At 48.8% G+C, this 18,932-nt stretch carries 4 protein-coding genes; 1 reads left to right on the plus strand and 3 read right to left on the minus strand.

The genetic code is table 11. The features are described 5' to 3' along the window. Positions 1–64: 64 nt before the first annotated feature. The gene (locus tag ACGHM3_RS12395) at positions 65–1,600 is read left to right on the plus strand and encodes an arylsulfatase (protein ID WP_345426638.1); all 1,536 of its coding nucleotides are present in this window, start codon (positions 65–67) and stop codon (positions 1,598–1,600) included. A gap of 592 nt (positions 1,601–2,192) precedes the next feature. Here ACGHM3_RS12395 and ACGHM3_RS12400 read toward each other — a convergent pair. From ACGHM3_RS12400 to ACGHM3_RS12410, 3 genes are all read right to left on the minus strand, one after another. Next, entirely contained in the window at positions 2,193–3,470 is a 1,278-nt protein-coding gene (locus ACGHM3_RS12400; RefSeq protein ID WP_345426639.1) for a site-specific integrase, read from the minus strand. A gap of 421 nt (positions 3,471–3,891) precedes the next feature. After that, on the minus strand, positions 3,892–6,072 hold the full coding sequence (locus ACGHM3_RS12405) for a diguanylate cyclase domain-containing protein (RefSeq protein WP_345426641.1): 2,181 nt from the start codon (positions 6,070–6,072) through the stop codon (positions 3,892–3,894). Between the two features lie 83 nt (positions 6,073–6,155). Beyond that, on the minus strand, positions 6,156–18,896 hold the full coding sequence (locus ACGHM3_RS12410) for a cadherin domain-containing protein (protein WP_390518169.1): 12,741 nt from the start codon (positions 18,894–18,896) through the stop codon (positions 6,156–6,158). Positions 18,897–18,932 lie beyond the last annotated feature (36 nt).

Here is an 18,932-nt window from a genome sequence, read left to right on the forward strand (position 1 = left end):
AGGGTATGAATAATTGCCCTATTCAGGCTTTCTATTAGTAAGGCCTTTCGATAAGGGATTGACGATGAAACGATTTGCTTGCCCTGTAAAAGTGATTTTCGTTGCGCTGTTACTGCTGTTGGGAGCCAATGGCTATGCGACCGAGCGACCCAATATCCTGGTGATCTGGGGGGACGATGTCGGCTGGTTTAATATCAGCGCCTACAACCGGGGCATGATGGGCTACCGAACACCGAATATCGATCGCATCGTCAACGAGGGCATGTTGTTTACCGATGCCTATGGCGAGCAGAGTTGTACCGCTGGGCGGTCAGCGTTCATTACTGGCCAGCACCCGGTGCGGACCGGACTGACCAAGGTGGGCATGCCCGGGGCAGAGGTAGGACTACAGAAAGAAGACCCAACTCTGGCAGAGCTGCTTAAGCCTCTGGGCTATATGACTGGGCAGTTTGGTAAAAATCATTTGGGCGATCGCGATGAATATCTACCAACCAATCACGGCTTCGACGAGTTTTTCGGTAATCTCTACCACCTTAATGCCGAGGATGAGCCCGAGCACCCGGATTATCCCAATGACCCGGAGTTCAGTAAGCGTTTTGGTCCGCGCGGTGTGATTCATTCGTACGCCGATGGCCGTGTGGAAGATACCGGCCCGCTGAATAAAAAGCGCATGGAAACCGTCGACGACGAATTTGTGGGCGCATCACTCAAATTCATGGATAAAGCCCATAAGGCCAGAAAGCCATTTTTTCTTTGGGTTAATGCCACTCGAATGCATGTGTGGACGCGCTTGGCGCCAAAGTGGGATGGCAAGACTGGTCAGGGTATCTACGCCGACGGTATGGCAGAGCACGATCACCATGTAGGCTCTCTGTTAGGCAAGCTCGATCAACTGGGTATTGCCGATAATACCATTGTGTTTTATTCAACCGACAACGGTGCCGAGGTGTTCAGTTGGCCCGATGGCGGCACTATACCCTTCCGCGGTGAAAAGAACACTACCTGGGAAGGGGGCTTTCGGGTGCCGGCTCTGGTGCGCTGGCCTGGCAAAATCAAAGCCAATAGTGTCTCCAATGAAATTATCTCGCATCAGGACTGGCTGCCAACCCTAATGGCAGCGGCTGGTGACCGTAACATCAAAAAGAAACTACTCAAAGGGCACTCGGTGTCCGGTAAAAAATTCAAGGTGCATTTGGATGGATTTAATTTCTTACCTTATATATCTGGCAAAACGAAGGAAGGGCCCCGCAAAGAGTTTTTCTATTTTACCGATGACGGCAACTACTCGGCGATGCGTATGGGGGACTGGAAATTGGTATTCTCGGAGCAGCGCGCCCACGGATTTCAGGTATGGCGAGAACCATTAACACGAATGCGACTGCCAAAGATATTCAATTTACGGCGTGACCCGTTCGAGCGGGCTGACCGTGAAGCCATGGATTATGATCGTTGGGCTACCGAGCACCTGTTTATGCTCTATGCCGCTCAGGCAGGTACTGCCAGGTTTTTGCAGTCATTCAAGCAATTTCCGCCGCGTCAGCGCCCGGCCAGTTTTAATGTGGAGAAAATAGTCGAGTCTATGTTGAGGTGGGAGAGATAACGGAATATATCTGAGCTGTTCGTTCATTTTGACTCATGTGACAACCAACTGACTACTAGGGGCGCGTGAGAGATTCACTCCTGGTTGGAGTGAGTCTCTTAAAGACAGCTGCGCAGCTCAACTATCTGAGTCGAAACAATAAAAAAATGGTGCCCTATCTAAAATTCGGGAACAACCTTAAATTCCAATAAGCAGGAATTAATAGTACAGATCTCCACAAGTGTGGCATGGCTGCTGCGCGTCAGCTTCGCTGTTAAGGACCCGCCCGAGTTCAGGTGATCTATGGCGGCTTTCTGGCACTGAACTGCCTTTGATGCGAACTTCCGCTAAGGTGCGGGCACCGGAATTTCATTAAGCAAAAGAACCAACGATTAATTTGATTGATGTTTGTCTCTTTTGGGTAGAACCCGGAAATTCGATATCTCGAAGAGTGGAACTCATTGCTGAAAATTTAATGTACTTGCGAAGCACCGCAATACGACAGACAGCTGACAATCACAATTTGGAAGAGTGCGCCCTACGGTAAAGTCAGGTCTACGGTAGATAGGGGACTTTTCGAAACGCCGATGTTGTTGCTATTACGCAAATCCATTCATACTTCTCTTTTCTTTCCAGAGTGAGCGCGTTCCTTCATATCAGACTGAATATAGACTTTATCAGTTGTACCCATACTCGCATGGCCGAGATCATCTGCCATATGTTTTAACGGCCTGCTGGCGATATCCTGTGATGCGCCGGTATGGCGTAACCAGTGCGTGGTTGCCTCACGAAGTGCTTTGGCCTCTTTAGTGAAACCTTCCTCTTTCATTTTGTTATGTGCCATATCGAACGCATCTTGAACGATCCTGCGCAGCTGGCGCGAAGACATTCCTCCCGTGCCGCGGTTCTTGGCAACCAGTGCAGAATTTGTGTCAAAATTCTGGTGTACTCGGGCTCGATAGGCTTGATAGCGTTCAATATAGGGGAGGAGTGCATTGGGTACCGAGACGTCACGAACTTTATTGCCTTTACCCAACACTTTAAGCCAGTTATTGCCATCGTCATCTTGCCAGTAATGCTTCCAGGTAGGTTGCCAATTCGGCCGTTCAGACAATTCTGAGATCCGCAGGTATAACGTTTTCAGGCACGCGATAATAAACAGTGTTCTCTGGTGGCCTGAATCAGCATCGGCCGCACACTGTGCGCAGTCCAACACATATTCCCACTGCAGATCCGATAACCGCTTCACGTCTTTTTTGGTAGTACCTTTGATCAAATAGGGTGATTGCTTGCGGATGGCCGGTATGGGATTGCCAAACGCATAGCCTTCATCGGTCAAATAATCGTAGAAACAGGAGAGAGCGGAGTAACATATTTTCATCGCCTCATGGGAGAGTGTATGCCCATGGCGTGGGACTTCGATATCCACGCCTTTGTCCTCAGCTTGCTTGCGGTTCTCTTTGGCAACTTTGCCCGCAAAAGGGCGCCATGCCTTATTTCTGAAGTATTGGCCGTCAATCAGTTTGAACCGATCGTGTACGGCGTTGGCCACCCAGGATACGGGTGGACTGTGAATGAATTCGAAATAGCTTTCAAGATCGGGACGCTTGAGCTGAATGACGCTTTTGCCTGCGACGGTCCAGGACCACAGTAAGAGCCGTTCAACCTCGTTTCGGTAGCTGCGGTAAGTAGCTTCACTTTTCCGGCTGTAGCTTTTGAGGAAAGCCTGGGTTTGCAGGTAATCCTCGCGTGCGTCAGGCACCGATGCCGCTATACTGGTAAGAAATGCATTGGAATCGGGGTAATCTGCCAGCATGGCGATGCCCGTTGGCAAACGGGTAAAAGCCTTGTGGGCATCGAATAACGGAACGGCGGCAAAGCGCTTGGACATACATTATCCCTGTATATGCCTATATGAGCCTGTGCAGGACTCTAGCACCGACAATTCATAATGTCCACTAATTGCGATTAGAGGACATAGAGAAGGTTTTCTGCATACAGGTATGCTCTCCCCTGGATGGTCAATCTATGCCAGTCAGGTTTCAGAGAGGTAGTGGTGATAAAATATACAGTTAAGAGGGGTTTGCGGGGGCCGCCCTAGGAAGAAGGCAGATTGTGAGGGTGTGTTTGCAGGAAGCAGCTTTACATCGACAATTGTTGATTATAAAGTCAGATTATCCATGGCTGAGTGCTGCAACTCAGCAGTCGCCGGCGACCTCTACAAGCAGTTAACGGCACTTTCACTACTTGTTTTCTCCCTTCTACCAGCCTGTTCAAAAAACACACTAGAATTTCGTAACCCATTGAATGTATTAGGGTATTTTTTCCTTAACTAAGGTTTCCGTACCGTTGATGGCCAACCCCCTACGGACATTGAAAAAGCGATAAGCGCCTTTATTCGGTTCATTGTCTGCGTTACTTTTAGCAATTAATGCGTGGGACAATAGCTCTTCAGCGGAGGACGCGTCGTTGGGATACATGCTGATCCCCATGCGAAAAGGCAGCCGTATCTTGTTTTCTCCCACTTGTACGGGTTCAGAAAATCCAGAAAAAACTCGGTCAATAACTCTCGGAAGTTTGTTTTGATCCGGAATATCGGCGATTAAGATACCAAAGTCATTTTGGTTGATCCTAGACACTGTACAATTTTCGTTGATTGTTGTATTAAGTACAGTAATGGCGTCGGTTTTCCGGAAAATCCTGGCGAGGCGTTTTGAGATCTGAGTGAACACATCGTCTGATATTCTTTTTTCAAGGAATGATTGGTTAGTGCTCAAACTATCAAATTCAATAACCAGAATGGCGGCCGATTTATCTTCTCGATTTGATCTTTCAATAGCTTGGTGAACGCGATCGTAAAACAGAGATTGGTTTGGTAACCCTGTTACCTTATCGTAGTGCTTTTCTTTTTGTAGTTGCTCTACAAAGGAATCAGCCACCTTCTCTAACTGACGTATCTGCAGTTTCAGGTTTTTTACTTCTAGCTGATGGTGTGGGTCGTCTGTCAGTGAAATTCTGTCTGTTGTTTGGGCGTTTTCGGATTGCGTTTCTTCAGCAGGTTGGTCGTTAAATTGTTTTTCCCAGCGCACAACTTGGTTGCGTCCTGCATTTTTAGCGGCGTACAACGCTTGGTCCGCTTGTTTGTTCAATTCACTTTGACTTGCCGAGCCATCTGCGAGGGTTGCAACACCTAGGCTTGCAGTAATACGTCGGTCATTTGGTAGTACTTTGTGAGACTCTCGGTAAATTTGCAGCCTAATTCGTTCAGCGACTGATATCGCCTCATCGATGTGTAAGCCTGGCAAAACAATACAAAATTCTTCTCCGCCGTATCGACCTACAACATCCTCCTCTCTTGTCGACGATTCCAATACTTGGGCCAGCATTTTAATCACTTCGTCGCCGACATCATGACCATGGTTGTCGTTGACTTTTTTAAAGTGATCGATATCAACCATAATGCAACACAGGCTCTTATTTTCTTCTTGAGCTTGGCTAAACAATACGTCGAATTGCTCGTAGAAGAAGCGTCGATTATAGCTACCTGTGAGAGGATCTCTTGTGGCGAGGTAGAATAGCTCTTTATTCTGTCTCTGAATTTCTTTGCGTGAAACCTCAAGATTCGACACTGTGTTTTGAAGTTTTAGTTTTTGGTGTTCTAATTCAGTGACGTCATCAAAGGTTAACAGCATACCTTGTGGTATCTGATTGCCATCTAAAATTGGCGCACTGTTAACTAGCATGGTTCGCGTATCGTTTTGAATGTCCAATACCAGCCTATCGTTTACACGGTTTACATTAGCGCTAAAAGCAGTTATCCAGGGAAAGTACTCTGGACCAAAAGCGTCATCTTCTGGGCGCCAACCTAGCTCGGATAATTTAATCCCAAATAAGGACTCCACAGGTCTTTTTACAATCTCGGAAAATGCCTTGTTGGCTAAAACGACATGCTCATTATCGTCTAAGATAACGACACCCTCCGCGAGTGAGTCGAAGGCGGCGTTGACGCGTTCAGGTACTACCGAAGAAGGGTCTATTTGTCGTAAGGTACGCAGCATCAAAGCCAGAAAAAGAACGAAGCAAAGACCAGAAGCAATGGCTAGCCAGCTATAGGTGGGGTTAGAAAACACGGCTCCATCACTGAACAATGGCGTAAAATGAATTTCTACAGAGCCCAGTTGTCGGCCATTGGCAAAAACGGGCACTACCACATGTGTACTGGTCGATTTGTTGCTCTGATAGCTACCCCAACCATTTTCGTGATTCCGGATTTGAAACAACAGACGTCCGTCGGTGTAACGAAAGCCTGCTGATTTCATGCGATCATCCCGCTCCACTGCCACGGATAGGATCTTGCGAATCAGTTTTACATCGTTTTGCGCCGCCAACTCAGAGAATAATACGGCAAAGGATTCGCTGATTTTTTTTCTAGAGTCGAGTTCGTACTTTTGATCGTTTGGTGCCCAGCCCACTAAGTCGGTTATTAAAAACACGCTTATCAAAATAGACGTTAACCCAAAGCACACCTTTATGGATGGTATGAGTGTGTTTAGGATGCTTCGAAGATGTACTCGCTTCACAATTTGCTATCATCCTTGGTGTCCTCTGTAAACATGCTTTCGATACGGTCATCTGATCGGTTGGCGAGTTTGTTTTTGTCTTTTTTTGTTTTCTTCTTGGCAACGACGGTCAAAGGGTCAAATTTCTGGAAGACAGCAGCGGAGGATAAAATCGTGCTCAAGAGCGCGCCACCACGTAATAGCCAACTAACAACACCAGCGGTAAAGCTCACAGCTGCTGTAGCGACAAATTCGATTTCGATATCGCCTTTTTCCTGAGTTGTGTAGTCTTCATCTAAATCCATCTGAATTCGTTGAATGTTCTGCCAGATAGGATCTGAATCTGTATCAACCGTAATGTTCGTTGAGTGTAGCGATTCAGCCTTGGTCTGTTTGTCTGCTATATCTGCCAGCTGTGTGGCTCGCCATGCTGCTACTGGGTTATCAGATACCGAACGGCCAGGATCAAGATCAACGTTCTCGTCACCAGCAGTGTCATTTTTTATATCGTGATCTAGCGTTCTTGAAATATATTGTCTGCTTTGTCCGTTTATCTCACGTAGATTAATTGGTGAGGACGATTGGTTTGAATCGTTATTATTAGCTTGGTTTGATGTCGCTTCCGACTGGCTGTTATCAGTTTCAATTAGTGGCGAAGTTTTAATTGTCGACCCATGATCTCGGTCCGCACGCCCGCTGGTGTTGGCGTCTTTAACGTTGTTAAAGTTATCAAGAGTGTTATCAGAGCTAACAATGTTGGAGTTTCCTATTATGGCGGCGTTTACAGTTGTTGAGTCTCCTGCAGTTTTAACCACAATCAAATCAAATGATTGGCTCTTAACCAAGCTGCCGTCACTGACTTGTATCTCCACTCTTTGGTTGCCAACGTTTACTGAGGTAGGTGTGCCACTAATTGTAGCAGTACCATCGCCGTGATCTTCTAGTGTTAACCAGTGTGGTAAGGACATAGCAGTAAAGCTTAGGCGTGTCTCTCCATCTTGATCTTCCGCATTGATGGTATAGCTATAATAGTTGTTCTCCAGCGCCGTTGTTTCTGCTTCCGAATTAATGACAGATGCTTCATTTTCATCGCTCACTAAAACTGTAACTGTTTCATCGTGTGTAAGTCCTAAGTTGTCAGTGATACGAATCATCAACTCGTACGTGCTTCTGGACTCGTGGTTCAATAAGCCATCTCGAATAATTAATTGCTCTTGGTTTTCTCCTGTAAGGATAAAATAACCAGCGTCTTGGCCACCAATGATTGCAAAACTATGGTTGTCGCTGGCATCAACGTCTATTGCCGCGAGTGTGCCGACCAAATGTCCGTTGGTAGTATCAGTGTTTTCTAGGACGCTAAAGCTGTTCGAGGCCAAGCCAATAGGCTGTTCATTAACATTCTCAACGTAAATAGAAAATTCCTGAGAGGTTTCACCTCCATTACCGTCACGGGCAGTGATCTGCACAATATAAATATTGTTTCTGTCGTGATCGGTTCTTTGTTCAAAATTGGGCGGATTGGAAAAGGTAAGTTCACCGGTGGCACTGTCTATATCAAACAACGCTGCATCGTCTCCGCCGGTAATCGCAAAGTTCGTACTATCACCATCGCTATCCATAACCGCCAGTGTCGTCACCGCAGTAGTATTTTCAGCGACGGTAATATTCGTGGGGTTAGTGAAAACCGGTGCATCATTGGTATTAGCAACGGTTATTGTAAAAGTTTGGGTATCAGACAGAACCCCATCATTAACGTACACAGTGATTTCGTGGTTGCCGACATCACTGTTACTCGGTGTACCATTGAGCGTTGCCGTACCATCTCCGTTGTTGGTTAAGATCAACCAATCTGGTAACGAGGTTGTAGTAACCGATAGAGTATTGTTGTTGTCAGGGTCTTGCACCCGAATTGTGTATTGGTAATAGCTATCTTCACTGGCCTCGGTCAAAGCCTCCGATACAATGCTTGGCCCTTCGTTCACATCGGCTACATTGATGGTTATGATTTGATCGTCACTTAAGCCGCCGTTATCCGTTCCTCGAACAATAACTTGATAACTATCTTGTGCTTCAAAATCAATGCTATTGGTGGTTAGGATAAGCTCATCTTGGTTTATACCGCCAATGGAGAATAGATTGCCATCAGCTCCGCCCACCACCGTGTAGCTGATGTTATCTCCAGCATCGGGATCATTACTGCTTAAGCTACCCAATGAGTAACCACTGCTCGCATCCGTATTTTCAACTACAACAAATGCGCCGGGTGCATCCATTGTCGGCGCTTCATTTACCTGGGTGACAGTTATAGCCAAGGTCTGTTCGGTATTGGCACCATTGCCGTCGGCGGCGGTTACCCTTAGCTGGTACACATTATCGCTATCGCTATCCAGTGGGTTCTCATAATTCGGTAGGCTGGTAAATATCAGCTCACCGGTAACGCTGTTTACACTAAATAATGCGGCGTCGTCACCTCCGGTTATTGAAAATGTATGGCTATCGCCATCGTCGTCCGTGGTGGTTAGAGTCGTCACCGTAGCCGAATTCTCCGCAACGGAAAAATTGGCCGGGCTGGTGAACACCGGTGCATCATTGGTATTAATGACTTGAAGCGTGAAGCTTTGAGTATCTGTCAGGGTTCCGTCAGTTATCTGAACTGTTATGTTGTGGTTGCCTACATCACTATTGCTAGGCGTTCCGCTTAATGTCGCTGAGCCATCGCCATGATCTATTAGGTTCAGCCAGTTGGGGAGGGCAGTGGCCGTATATGACAGGTTTGCATTGGCATCTGGATCGCTGGCCGTTAGGGTGTATTGATATAGGCTATCTTCGGTTGTGATTGTGATTGCCGATGATTCCACCGTTGGGCCTTCGTTTTCGTCGCTAACACTCACGGTGATAGTTTCGTCTTGGCTTAAACCGCCACTGTCTGTGGTGCGTACTGTTACTTGGTAATTGGCTTGTGTCTCGTAATCGATATTACTGGTGGTGATAATTAATTCATTGCCACCAGCACCACCAATAGAAAATAAGCCGGCATCATTGCCACCCACAATGGCATAGGTGAAGGTGTCGCCGTCGTCTGGATCGTTGGTGCTCAGGGTACCAACACTGTAGCCATCTGCAGAAGCGGTATTTTCAGTAACGGAATAGTTACTTAATAAAATGTTGTTAGGATTTTCATTTTGGTCAGTAACATCAATGTGTAAGCTTTGTGTGTCCAGCGCGCCTGAACTGTCCTGTACGCTTACCTGGACTTCGTAAATATTATCGCCGTTGTTATCCGCCGGTGTTTCATGGTCTGGCGCGGAAACCAAACTCAGGTTGCCTGTAACAGAGTCTATGGTGAATAAATTTTGGTCGGCACCTCCGCTGATACTGTAGCTTCGCCCATCGGAAAAATCCTCATCCAGTGCCTGTACTGTGGTTACGAAGGTTGTATTTTCTTGCACAGCAAAGGCGGCGTTGTCGGTGGCCTGGCGTGCAACAACGACGTTGTCTAAATAACCTCTAACACCGCTATGGGAGGCTGACGTATCGGTAAAGGTGAGTGTTGTGGAGGTGGAATCCGCCACAAAGGAAAATACCCGCGTCTGCAGTGTATTTTCACTGGCCCCTGAATGATATTCGGCTGCGAAAACTGAACTTGCACCGGTGACATCCACTGCAAGTGATTGTGCCGCGGTGGCGCTGCGATCGCCATAATCAAACGCCACATAATAGGTTTGGCCGATCTGAGTGGTTATCGATTGCGAGATGGTGCCCGCCGGGCCGCCAACCTGGCCGAAACGGATTTCTCCGTTTACCGTATCAACATTGCCGCTGCTGGCCCAACCGATTAAACCGTTATCAAAGTTACCATTGATTGGCCCGACTGCATTAACAAATTGAGGTGCGTCGTTGGTGTTGGTAACGGCAATGGTGAAACTTTGGCCATCGTTCAGGTTACCGTCGGAGACTCCTATGGCAACGTCGTGTATGCCGGCGTCGGCATTAGTTGGCGTGCCAGTTAACGTAGCTGTACCGTCGCCGTTGTCGGTAAGGGTCAGCCAGCCGGGTAGTGTGGTTGCTGTAATGGTTAGACTTGCACCGTTATCTTGATCCTGTGCTGTAATCAAATAACTGTAGCTACTGTCTTCAGTGCCATTTGTGATAGGGGTAGAGTCAAATTCCGGAGCTTCGTTAAGGTCATTAACGTTGATAACAAAGGCTCGGGTAATGCTGTGCCCTGCGCTGTCTGTGGCTTGGATCGTAACCCCATAGCTTGGGTCTGTTTCGTAGTCGATGTCACTGGTAGTAAGAACTAAGTTACTGCCATCGAGTGAAAACCTAGCCTGGTCGGGGCCGCCAATTATAGTGTAGGTAAACGTCTCTCCGCTGTCCGGGTCTTGCGTGCTTAAACTGCCAATGGCCTGGCCACCGCTTGCGTCGGTATTTTCGTCGATGGAATCGGCGGACAAACTAAGATCGGTTGGCGTTTCGTTCTCATCGGTGACGGTGACGCTAACCTGTTGCACAGAGGTTCCGCCGCTGGTATCACTTACGCTAATCTGTACTTCATAAATGTTATCTGCGTTGCTGTCTGCCGGCAGTTCGTAGTCTGCGCCATTGATAAAAGTTAGTTCGCCGGTATTGGTATCCAGCGCGAACAAAGCTTGGTCGGCGCCGCCGCTTATTGTGTAACTGAGTGTTTGGTTTTCCGCATCACCGGCACTAATTATGCCGATGGCGGTATCGTTCTCCGTTACCGAAAAACTGTTACCGCTGGTGAAGGTGGGTGCATCGTTAACACCACTGACGGTAACGTAACCCGTGACGGTATCACTGGTTCCACCGTCACCATCGGTGACGAAGAGTTCCAGGGTGCGTGTGTTTTCAACCGGGTTTTCTGAGGTATTTTCGTAGGTGAGATTGTTCATCACCTGGGTAACCGTAACGTCTGTAGCGTTATTGTTAAACGTTACTGTTAAGGCAGAGCTACCAGTCACCGGGCCGGTATAAGAACCCACTAATACATCGCTGTAGTAAATGTCGGTGCCCACAATATTGACATTGCCAGCGCCAGGGCCTTCGTTGAGTAGATCTAGCCGGTCTTCCGTTTGGGCATTGTTGGTGATTTGATACACTAAGGTGCCGGTATCAAAATCCGCACCGTCGGCATCGGCCACAGAGGCGGCGGCGCCCAGTACCACAGCTCCGTCACCTTCGGTATAAGGGTAGGTACCGCTGGGGCTGGTAATCACCGGTGCGTCGTTGGTGTTGGCTGCGGTGAGCGTAAATGCTTGGTTATCCGTTAGGCTGCCGTCGCTTACTTGGATATCAATGCTGTGGCTGCCTACGTCATCGTTGGTGGGGGTCCCTGTTAGTGTTGCGGTACCATCGTTGTTATCCGTTAACGTCAGCCAGGTAGGCAAGCTGATTGCGCTAAAGCTTAATGTGCTGTTTGCGTCTGGGTCGCTGGCGGTGATGGTATAGGTGTAAGGGATGTCTTCTGTGGCATTGGTGATGGCGGTTGAGTTAATGCTGGGCGCTTCGTTAACGTCACTCACGTTAACCGTGATGATTTCATCGCGGCTTAAACCGCCGCTGTCGGTGGTGCGCACGGTGACTTGGTAGCTGGGCTGATTTTCAAAATCCAGCACACCATCGGTTAGGATCAACTCATCCGCGCCGGCACCGCCGATGCTGAATACGGCGGAGTCTAAACCATTAATTATGGTGTAAGTAAACGTGTCGCCCGCGTCTTGGTCTGTGGTGGTTAATGTGCCCACGGAGTAGCCGCCGCTGGTGTCGGTATTCTCTGTTACTGCAAAACTGTTAGGGTTGATATCGCTGGGCGTTTCATTAACGTCGGTTACGGTAACCGTAACAGCCTGCACATCACTGCCACCGTTGCCGTCATCAGCGGTGACTTCAACCAAATAACTGTTATTGCCGTCGGCGTCTGCCGGGGTTTCGTAATCCGGCGCGGTGGCGAAGGTTAATTCTCCGGTGATGCTATTGATGCTAAACAGCGCCGAGTCAGCACCGCCGGTTATGGCGTAGGTGACCGTGTCGTTTTCAATATCGCTACTGGTTACTGTCGTAACGGCGGTAGTATTTTCTGCTACCGAAAAGCTGCTGCCGTTGGTGATTGTCGGCGCATCGTTAACACCACTGACGGCAACGTAACCTGTGACGGTATCACTGGTACCGCCGTCACCGTCGGTGACGAAGAGTTCCAAGGTACGTGTGTTTTCAACCGGATTTTCTGAGCTGTTTTCGTAGGTGAGATTATTCATCACCTGGGTGACGGTGGTGTCGGTGGCGTTGCTATTAAAGGTAACCGTTAAAGCGGTGCTGCCGGTCACCGGGCCGGTATAGGAGCCCACTAACACATCGCTGTAATAAATATCGGTGCCTACAATATTAACATTGCCAGCGCCAGGGCCTTCGTTGAGTAGATCTAGCCGGTCTTCCGTTTGGGCATTGTTGGTGATTTGATACACCAGGGTGCCGGTATCAAAATCCGCACCGTCGGCATCGGTCACAGAAGCAGCGGCGCCTAGTACAACGGCACCTGCACCTTCAGTGTAGGGGTAAGTGCCGCTGGGGCTGGTAATCACCGGTGCGTCGTTGGTGTTGGCTACGGTGAGCGTAAATGCTTGGTTATCCGTTAGGCTGCCGTCGCTTACTTGGATATCAATGCTGTGGCTGCCTACGTCATCGTTGGTGGGGGTCCCTGTTAGTGTTGCGGTACCATCGTTGTTATCCGTTAACGTAAGCCAAGTAGGCAAGCTGATCGCGCTGAAGCTTAATGTGCTGTTTGCGTCTGGGTCGCTGGCGGTGATGGTATAGGTGTAAGGGCTGTCTTCTGTGGCATTGTTGATGGCGGTTGAGTTAATGCTGGGCGCTTCGTTAACGTCACTCACGTTAACCGTGATGATTTCATCGCGGCTTAAACCGCCGCTGTCGGTGGTGCGCACGGTAACCTGGTAGCTGGGCTGATTTTCAAAATCCAGCACACCATCGGTTAGGATCAACTCATCCGCGCCGGCACCGCCGATGCTGAATACGGCGGAGTCTAAACCATTAATTATGGTGTAAGTAAACGTGTCGCCCGCGTCTTGGTCTGTGGTGGTTAATGTGCCCACGGAGTAGCCGCCGCTGGTGTCGGTATTCTCTGTTACTGCAAAACTGTTAGGGTTGATATCGCTGGGCGTTTCATTAACGTCGGTTACGGTAACCGTAACAGCCTGCACATCACTGCCACCGTTGCCGTCATCAGCGGTGACTTCAACCAAATAGCTGTTATTGCCGTCGGCGTCTGCCGGGGTTTCGTAATCCGGCGCGGTGGCGAAGGTTAATTCTCCGGTGATGCTATTGATGCTAAACAGCGCCGAGTCAGCACCGCCGGTTATGGCGTAGGTGACCGTGTCGTTTTCAATATCGCTACTGGTTACTGTGGTAATGGCGGTAGTATTTTCTGCTACCGAAAAGCTGCTGCCGTTGGTGATTGTCGGCGCATCGTTAACACCACTGACGGCAACGTAACCTGTGACGGTATCACTGCTTCCCCCGTCACCATCGGTGACGAAGAGTTCTAAGGTGCGTGTGTTTTCAACCGGGTTTTCTGAGGTGTTTTCGTAGGTGAGATTGTTCATCACCTGGGTTACGGTGGCGCTGTTGGCGTTGCTATTAAACGTAACCGTTAAAGCGGTGCTGCCAGTTACCGGGCCGGTGTAGGAACCCACTAACACATCACTGTAATAAATGTCGGTGCCCACAATATTGACATTGCCAGCGCCAGGGCCTTCGTTGAGCAGATCTAGCCGGTCTTCCGCCTGGGCGTTATTGGTGATTTGATACACCAGGGTGCCGGTATCAAAATCCGCAGAATCGACATCAGTCACTGATGCCGCAGCGCCTAGTACTACGGCACCGTCACCTTCCGTGTAAGGGTAGGTGCCGCTGGGGCTGGAAATTACTGGCGCATCATTAACGGCGGTGATTGTTATTGCCACGGAATCGGCAACGGATTGTGCATCGGCAGAGAGTGCGTAGATTTCGTCTGCACTTAACGCGCGGGTTGCTATGTACGCATCATCCAATAAACCATCGAAATAATTCGTCGAGAGGGTCTCTGCGCTCACACCTAGGGTGGTATCGCTCCCGCCACGGGTATAACTAATACTCTGAGAATTATTGTTACTGGCGATGGCAACGCCATCAATATAAAGCGTTTGGCTATTGTTTGATCCATCAAAAACAAATGCAATGTGATGCCAGCCGTCTCCAGCAATGGATTGGCTAGACACCGTACCGTGTAGCGCACCACCGTCGTAGAATCCGCCCCAAACACCGTTACCAGACTCATTAATGCCCAGCACTACGTTTCCGCCCAGAGAAATAACGTCACCGCCGTTACTCAGTTCCCCGATATTTACCCAGGCCGCTAGGGTTACCGTTTGGCTTTCACCATAAAGGCCATTGATACTGACGTAATCGCCGTTACCATCCAGGCTTAAAACCTCGCCACGCTCTGGGTTCACAGCGGTGGTGGCATCGCCTACCAGGCTACCGTTATTGCTACTGGAGACGTCGTTGGCCGAACCGCCATCAAAGGTGTAGTAGGAGTCATCTGGGCTAATTATGCTGGTAGCCATGGCCAGGCTGACATTGCCGGAATAATTCGTATCCGGCGTAAACGTCATGCCATTCAACGCGGCATTAATATCGGATTCTTTACCTGTAAACGTAATGGTGTTGGTGTTTACACCGCCGGCGGTAATGGTAATGCCGGTGAGGGAGGCTAAATCTAAGGTACCGTTATTCACACTCAACGACACAGACAAAATCGTATCCGTCGAATCGTTGGTGTCGCTAACGCTGACGGCATTGCCGTTGGCGTTGCTAAAGGTTAACACCTCATCTTCGGCAACGGTCTGATCGCCCGGCAGGGTTTGCACCAGTTCCAGGGCTTGGTCGGTAACGGTTACGGAAATCGACTGTATTGAAGTTGCCCCGTTGCCGTCGCTGGCAGAAACTTGAACCTGGTAAATATTATTGCCGTCGCTATCTTGCGGGGTCTCGTAATCCGGGGCGTTGCTGAAGCTGAGCTCGCCAGTGCTGCTATCGATTAAGAATAGGCTGGCATCCACGCCGCCTGTAATGGTGTACGTGACTGTATCCCCATCGGCATCAGAGGTAGTGACTGTTGCTACTTCTGTGGTGTTTTCTACTGAGCTTAAATTGTTTGCGCTGGTAAAGGCTGGGGCATCGTTAACGTTGGAAATGTTGATTGTAATGGTGTTGGCTGTGTCGTCAGTATCTTGGCCACCATTGGCGGTACCGCCGGTGTCTTGCACTCTAAAGGTAAAGCTTGCGGCGTTGTTACTAGCAACATCCGCGTCTGGCTGATAAGTCAATAAGCCCGCGTCTATGTCTGCAGCATCAACATAGTTACCAGCGGCAAACGGGGAGCCGTTAAACAGTAGCGTTCCTGATGCGGGCAATGTGTCGAACCAGACTTGCCGCAAGCTGTCGTTTTCGAAGTCTGTATAGCCGAAGTCTGCCAAAGTAAATGTGTAGGGGGTGTCTTCGGTTACATTAATAGCGCCATCGATACCTTGTGGCGCATCGTTGACTGGCACAATGGTAAGGGTACTGCTGATCACGTTACTGGTGCCGCCATCGCCGTCGGTGACGTAGCCCTCCAAGGTACGGGTAGAGGCCACAGGGTCCTCGGACGTATTTTCATACGTCATATTACGAGCAACTTCATTGACGGCGGTTAAATCTGCGTTGCTGTTAAAGGTGACAACTAACGGGTCAGAACCCGTAACGGGGCCGGTATAAGTTCCCACAAGAACATCACTGTAATAGATGTTGAACCCGTCAATGTGAACGTTACCGGCGCCAGGGCCTTCGTCTAATAACGCTAAACGGTCTTCATTTTCAGCGTTATTGGTGACCTGATAAACCAAGGTTCCGCCGGCAAAGTCATTACTGTCCACATCTGTGATATTAACGCCACCACTGAGCGGCACTTCGTCGTAAGTCTCTAGATAATTAAAGTTTCCGGTTCCGGATGAGACAACAGGCGCATCGTTTACAGGTGTTACTGTTACTTCTAGGTTATCGCTGTCCGTAGGGTAGGGTGTCGCCAGCGAGGCGGCTTCAGAAGAGGTGAGTGCTCTGTTGTATATCCTGGCATCGTCCATCAGCCCGGAATAAGCCCACTCGGGCGAGGTGGCATCGCGGGAGCCAAGATAGGTATTGGTGCCGAGTGTAAACGATGTTGGCGTACCGTGGTTCGTCTCGACTATCAATACGCCATCCAAATAGAGGCGTTGGGTGTCCGTGGCATCGTCAATGGTGTAGGTAATATGATGCCAACCGTCGCCGGCGATATTGTGTTGTATATCGGCGGAGCCGGTATGGTTGAAACTGGTCCCATCATAGAACCAACCGTGGATCTGATCGCCAGCGGAATTTAAGCCCAGGCCTATGGAGTCTCCGATAGAAATAATATGGCCTTCGGTTTCACCAGCGTCCACATTTACCCAAGCGGACAAGGTAACGCTGTTGGGGTTGCCCATTAAGCCGTTTATTTGGGCGTAATCGCTGCTGCCGTTAAAATCCAGAACCGTTTCACGCTCGGGATCTGTGATTTGCGTAGCGCCAACTACCGTTGCATCATTCGACCCTGTTGGACTAGAGTCTTCACCTGGGTTGGCTGCGTTAAAGGTAAACGAAGCTAAGAGATTGTTGTCGATCTCTAGCTCAGCATAGTCGCCGTCTTTTACGGAAATTAGTAAGCTACTGGTAGCACTAGAATTTTCTGCCGGCGTAAAAGTCATTTCTTCTAACGCAGCATTTATAGCTTCCACAGTACCGGTAAAAAGCATGCTGCTATCAGCGGTACCATCACCACTGATGAAGGAAAGTCCATTGGTATTAGATAACGTCAGTGTGCCACTATCTACGCTGATCGCCAATTCTTGGATAGAACTGGGATCTGCCGTCAGGCTTAGGGCGTTACCGTTTGCATTAGAAAACGTAAGCGGCACGTCTTCGTTTGTGGTTTGATTACCAGGGCTATTAATTGTTGGACCGGTAGTCGCGTTATTGACGTTGACGGTGAGCGCTTGTTCATCAAATGCACCGCTCGAGTCGGTAGCGCGCACAACTACTTCATATTTGTTGTCTGTATTGTTGTCAGTTGGGGCTTCAAAGTCAGGGGAAGTTACAAACGTAAGATCACCAGTGGAAGAATCTATAGTAAACTGGCCGGCATCTACCCCGCCGACAATACTGTAGCTGATCTGCTGCCCTTGCGTGTCTACCGCGCTTACTGTGGTGACATCTGTCGTATTTTCTGTAACTTGAATTAAAGCGTTATCACCACCATCGTTGGAAGTGATCAATGGTTCATTGGAAGTTAGTTGAAAGGCTAACTCTAAGCCATCACCACCAGCACCTTCCGGACCCGTACCTGTAACAGTAAACGTGAGGCTAGTATAGGTACCATTAACTTGTAATGATCCGGCGGCGGTACCATCATTTCGGTTGAAGCTGGCTTCAGAATTGTTTGAGGTTGAATCACCAGGTGTACGTTGAAAACTGTTAGAAGTAACATCAAAATGCTCGGAACCCGATAACCTTGTTAGCGTTGCACCAGCAGTAGTCACCGTCCATAAAGAGGAGTTACTGGTAGAACCTGCGACGCCGCCCAATCTATCGATATGGATAACCGGATCTACGACTTCTGAGTCAAAGTTAATTGTAACTGTTATAGTTCCTGCGTCCGAGCTAGCCGGATTATTGCTATCGCCCGGAGTGTCATCCCACATATACTCAGCATAGAGTGAAGTGGCCCCTTGAGCCGCGGAGTCGCTGAAAAATGGATTATTTGTAAAGTTATCGTTAGTGACATTATTTACCGAGGTGCCCGCTGGTGTACTAAAGGTAATGGTAACACCAACCTCATTTTCAGAAGACGTAGAGGATGAGAAACTATCAATGCCGGCTGGTGACCACACTCCAGTTAGTGTTTCTGGCCCCAGAGTACCTTGCCACTCCGTTTTGCTAAATATAGCAGAGTCAGTCTCAATGTTACCGGTTTGGTACTCTAGTTCCCAATCCCCGCCTTGGTCGAGATTTCCTGTGATGTCATCTGATGCAGCTACGTCGGTATCCGTGAGTGCGGCCAGTGTGTCTACCATGCCTTGGCCGGCTGCAGTAGACGCTAGATTACAACCGTAAATCAAGAACTCTCCATCGGTCGAAAAGGCATCGGCCCATTGGCTGACCTGTGAGAAATTGCTAATTAAAGAGGCTTCATTGATGTAAGAGTTTCCTAGCAAAATTTGACCGTCGTCACCGTGGGATATCAAATGTACGGCGTCTAAATTTTGGTAGTTGGCTAGGGTATCTGTGAGTTGAGAAAGGCCATCACGGTTGTTATCCAACACCACGACTTCGATATTGCGTTCTTGATCGGAATTCTGATTGGTAATTTCTTCTAGTAGTAGTTCATAATCTTCGACGTTAGAGTCGATAATAACCAATTCCAGTCGGTCCTGACTCTGGTCAGCGGTACTATTTGAATTTTCTGAATGATAGGACTCAGCGTGATTTTCTGATTGGTAGGGTATGACTTTTTCATCCGATATTGAATCAACGACAAAGGCTTCAACGCCTCCGCTGAACAAGTGGCGCGCTTCCATTTGTTCAAAGATGGCATGGGAATGAAAACGGATGTGGACTTTCTGCGTCATGTCACCTCAAGGGCAGAGGCCCTTCTCACACTGATT

Source organism: Halioxenophilus aromaticivorans (assembly GCF_042850945.1).
Taxonomy (GTDB): domain Bacteria; phylum Pseudomonadota; class Gammaproteobacteria; order Pseudomonadales; family Cellvibrionaceae; genus Halioxenophilus; species Halioxenophilus aromaticivorans.

Coding starts and splice junctions, on each gene's coding strand:
- ACGHM3_RS12410 (WP_390518169.1), bottom strand. CDS start 18,896: ATGACGCAGAAAGTCCACATCCGTTTTCATTCCCATGCCATCTTTGAA.
- ACGHM3_RS12400 (WP_345426639.1), bottom strand. CDS start 3,470: ATGTCCAAGCGCTTTGCCGCCGTTCCGTTATTCGATGCCCACAAGGCT.
- ACGHM3_RS12395 (WP_345426638.1), top strand. CDS start 65: ATGAAACGATTTGCTTGCCCTGTAAAAGTGATTTTCGTTGCGCTGTTA.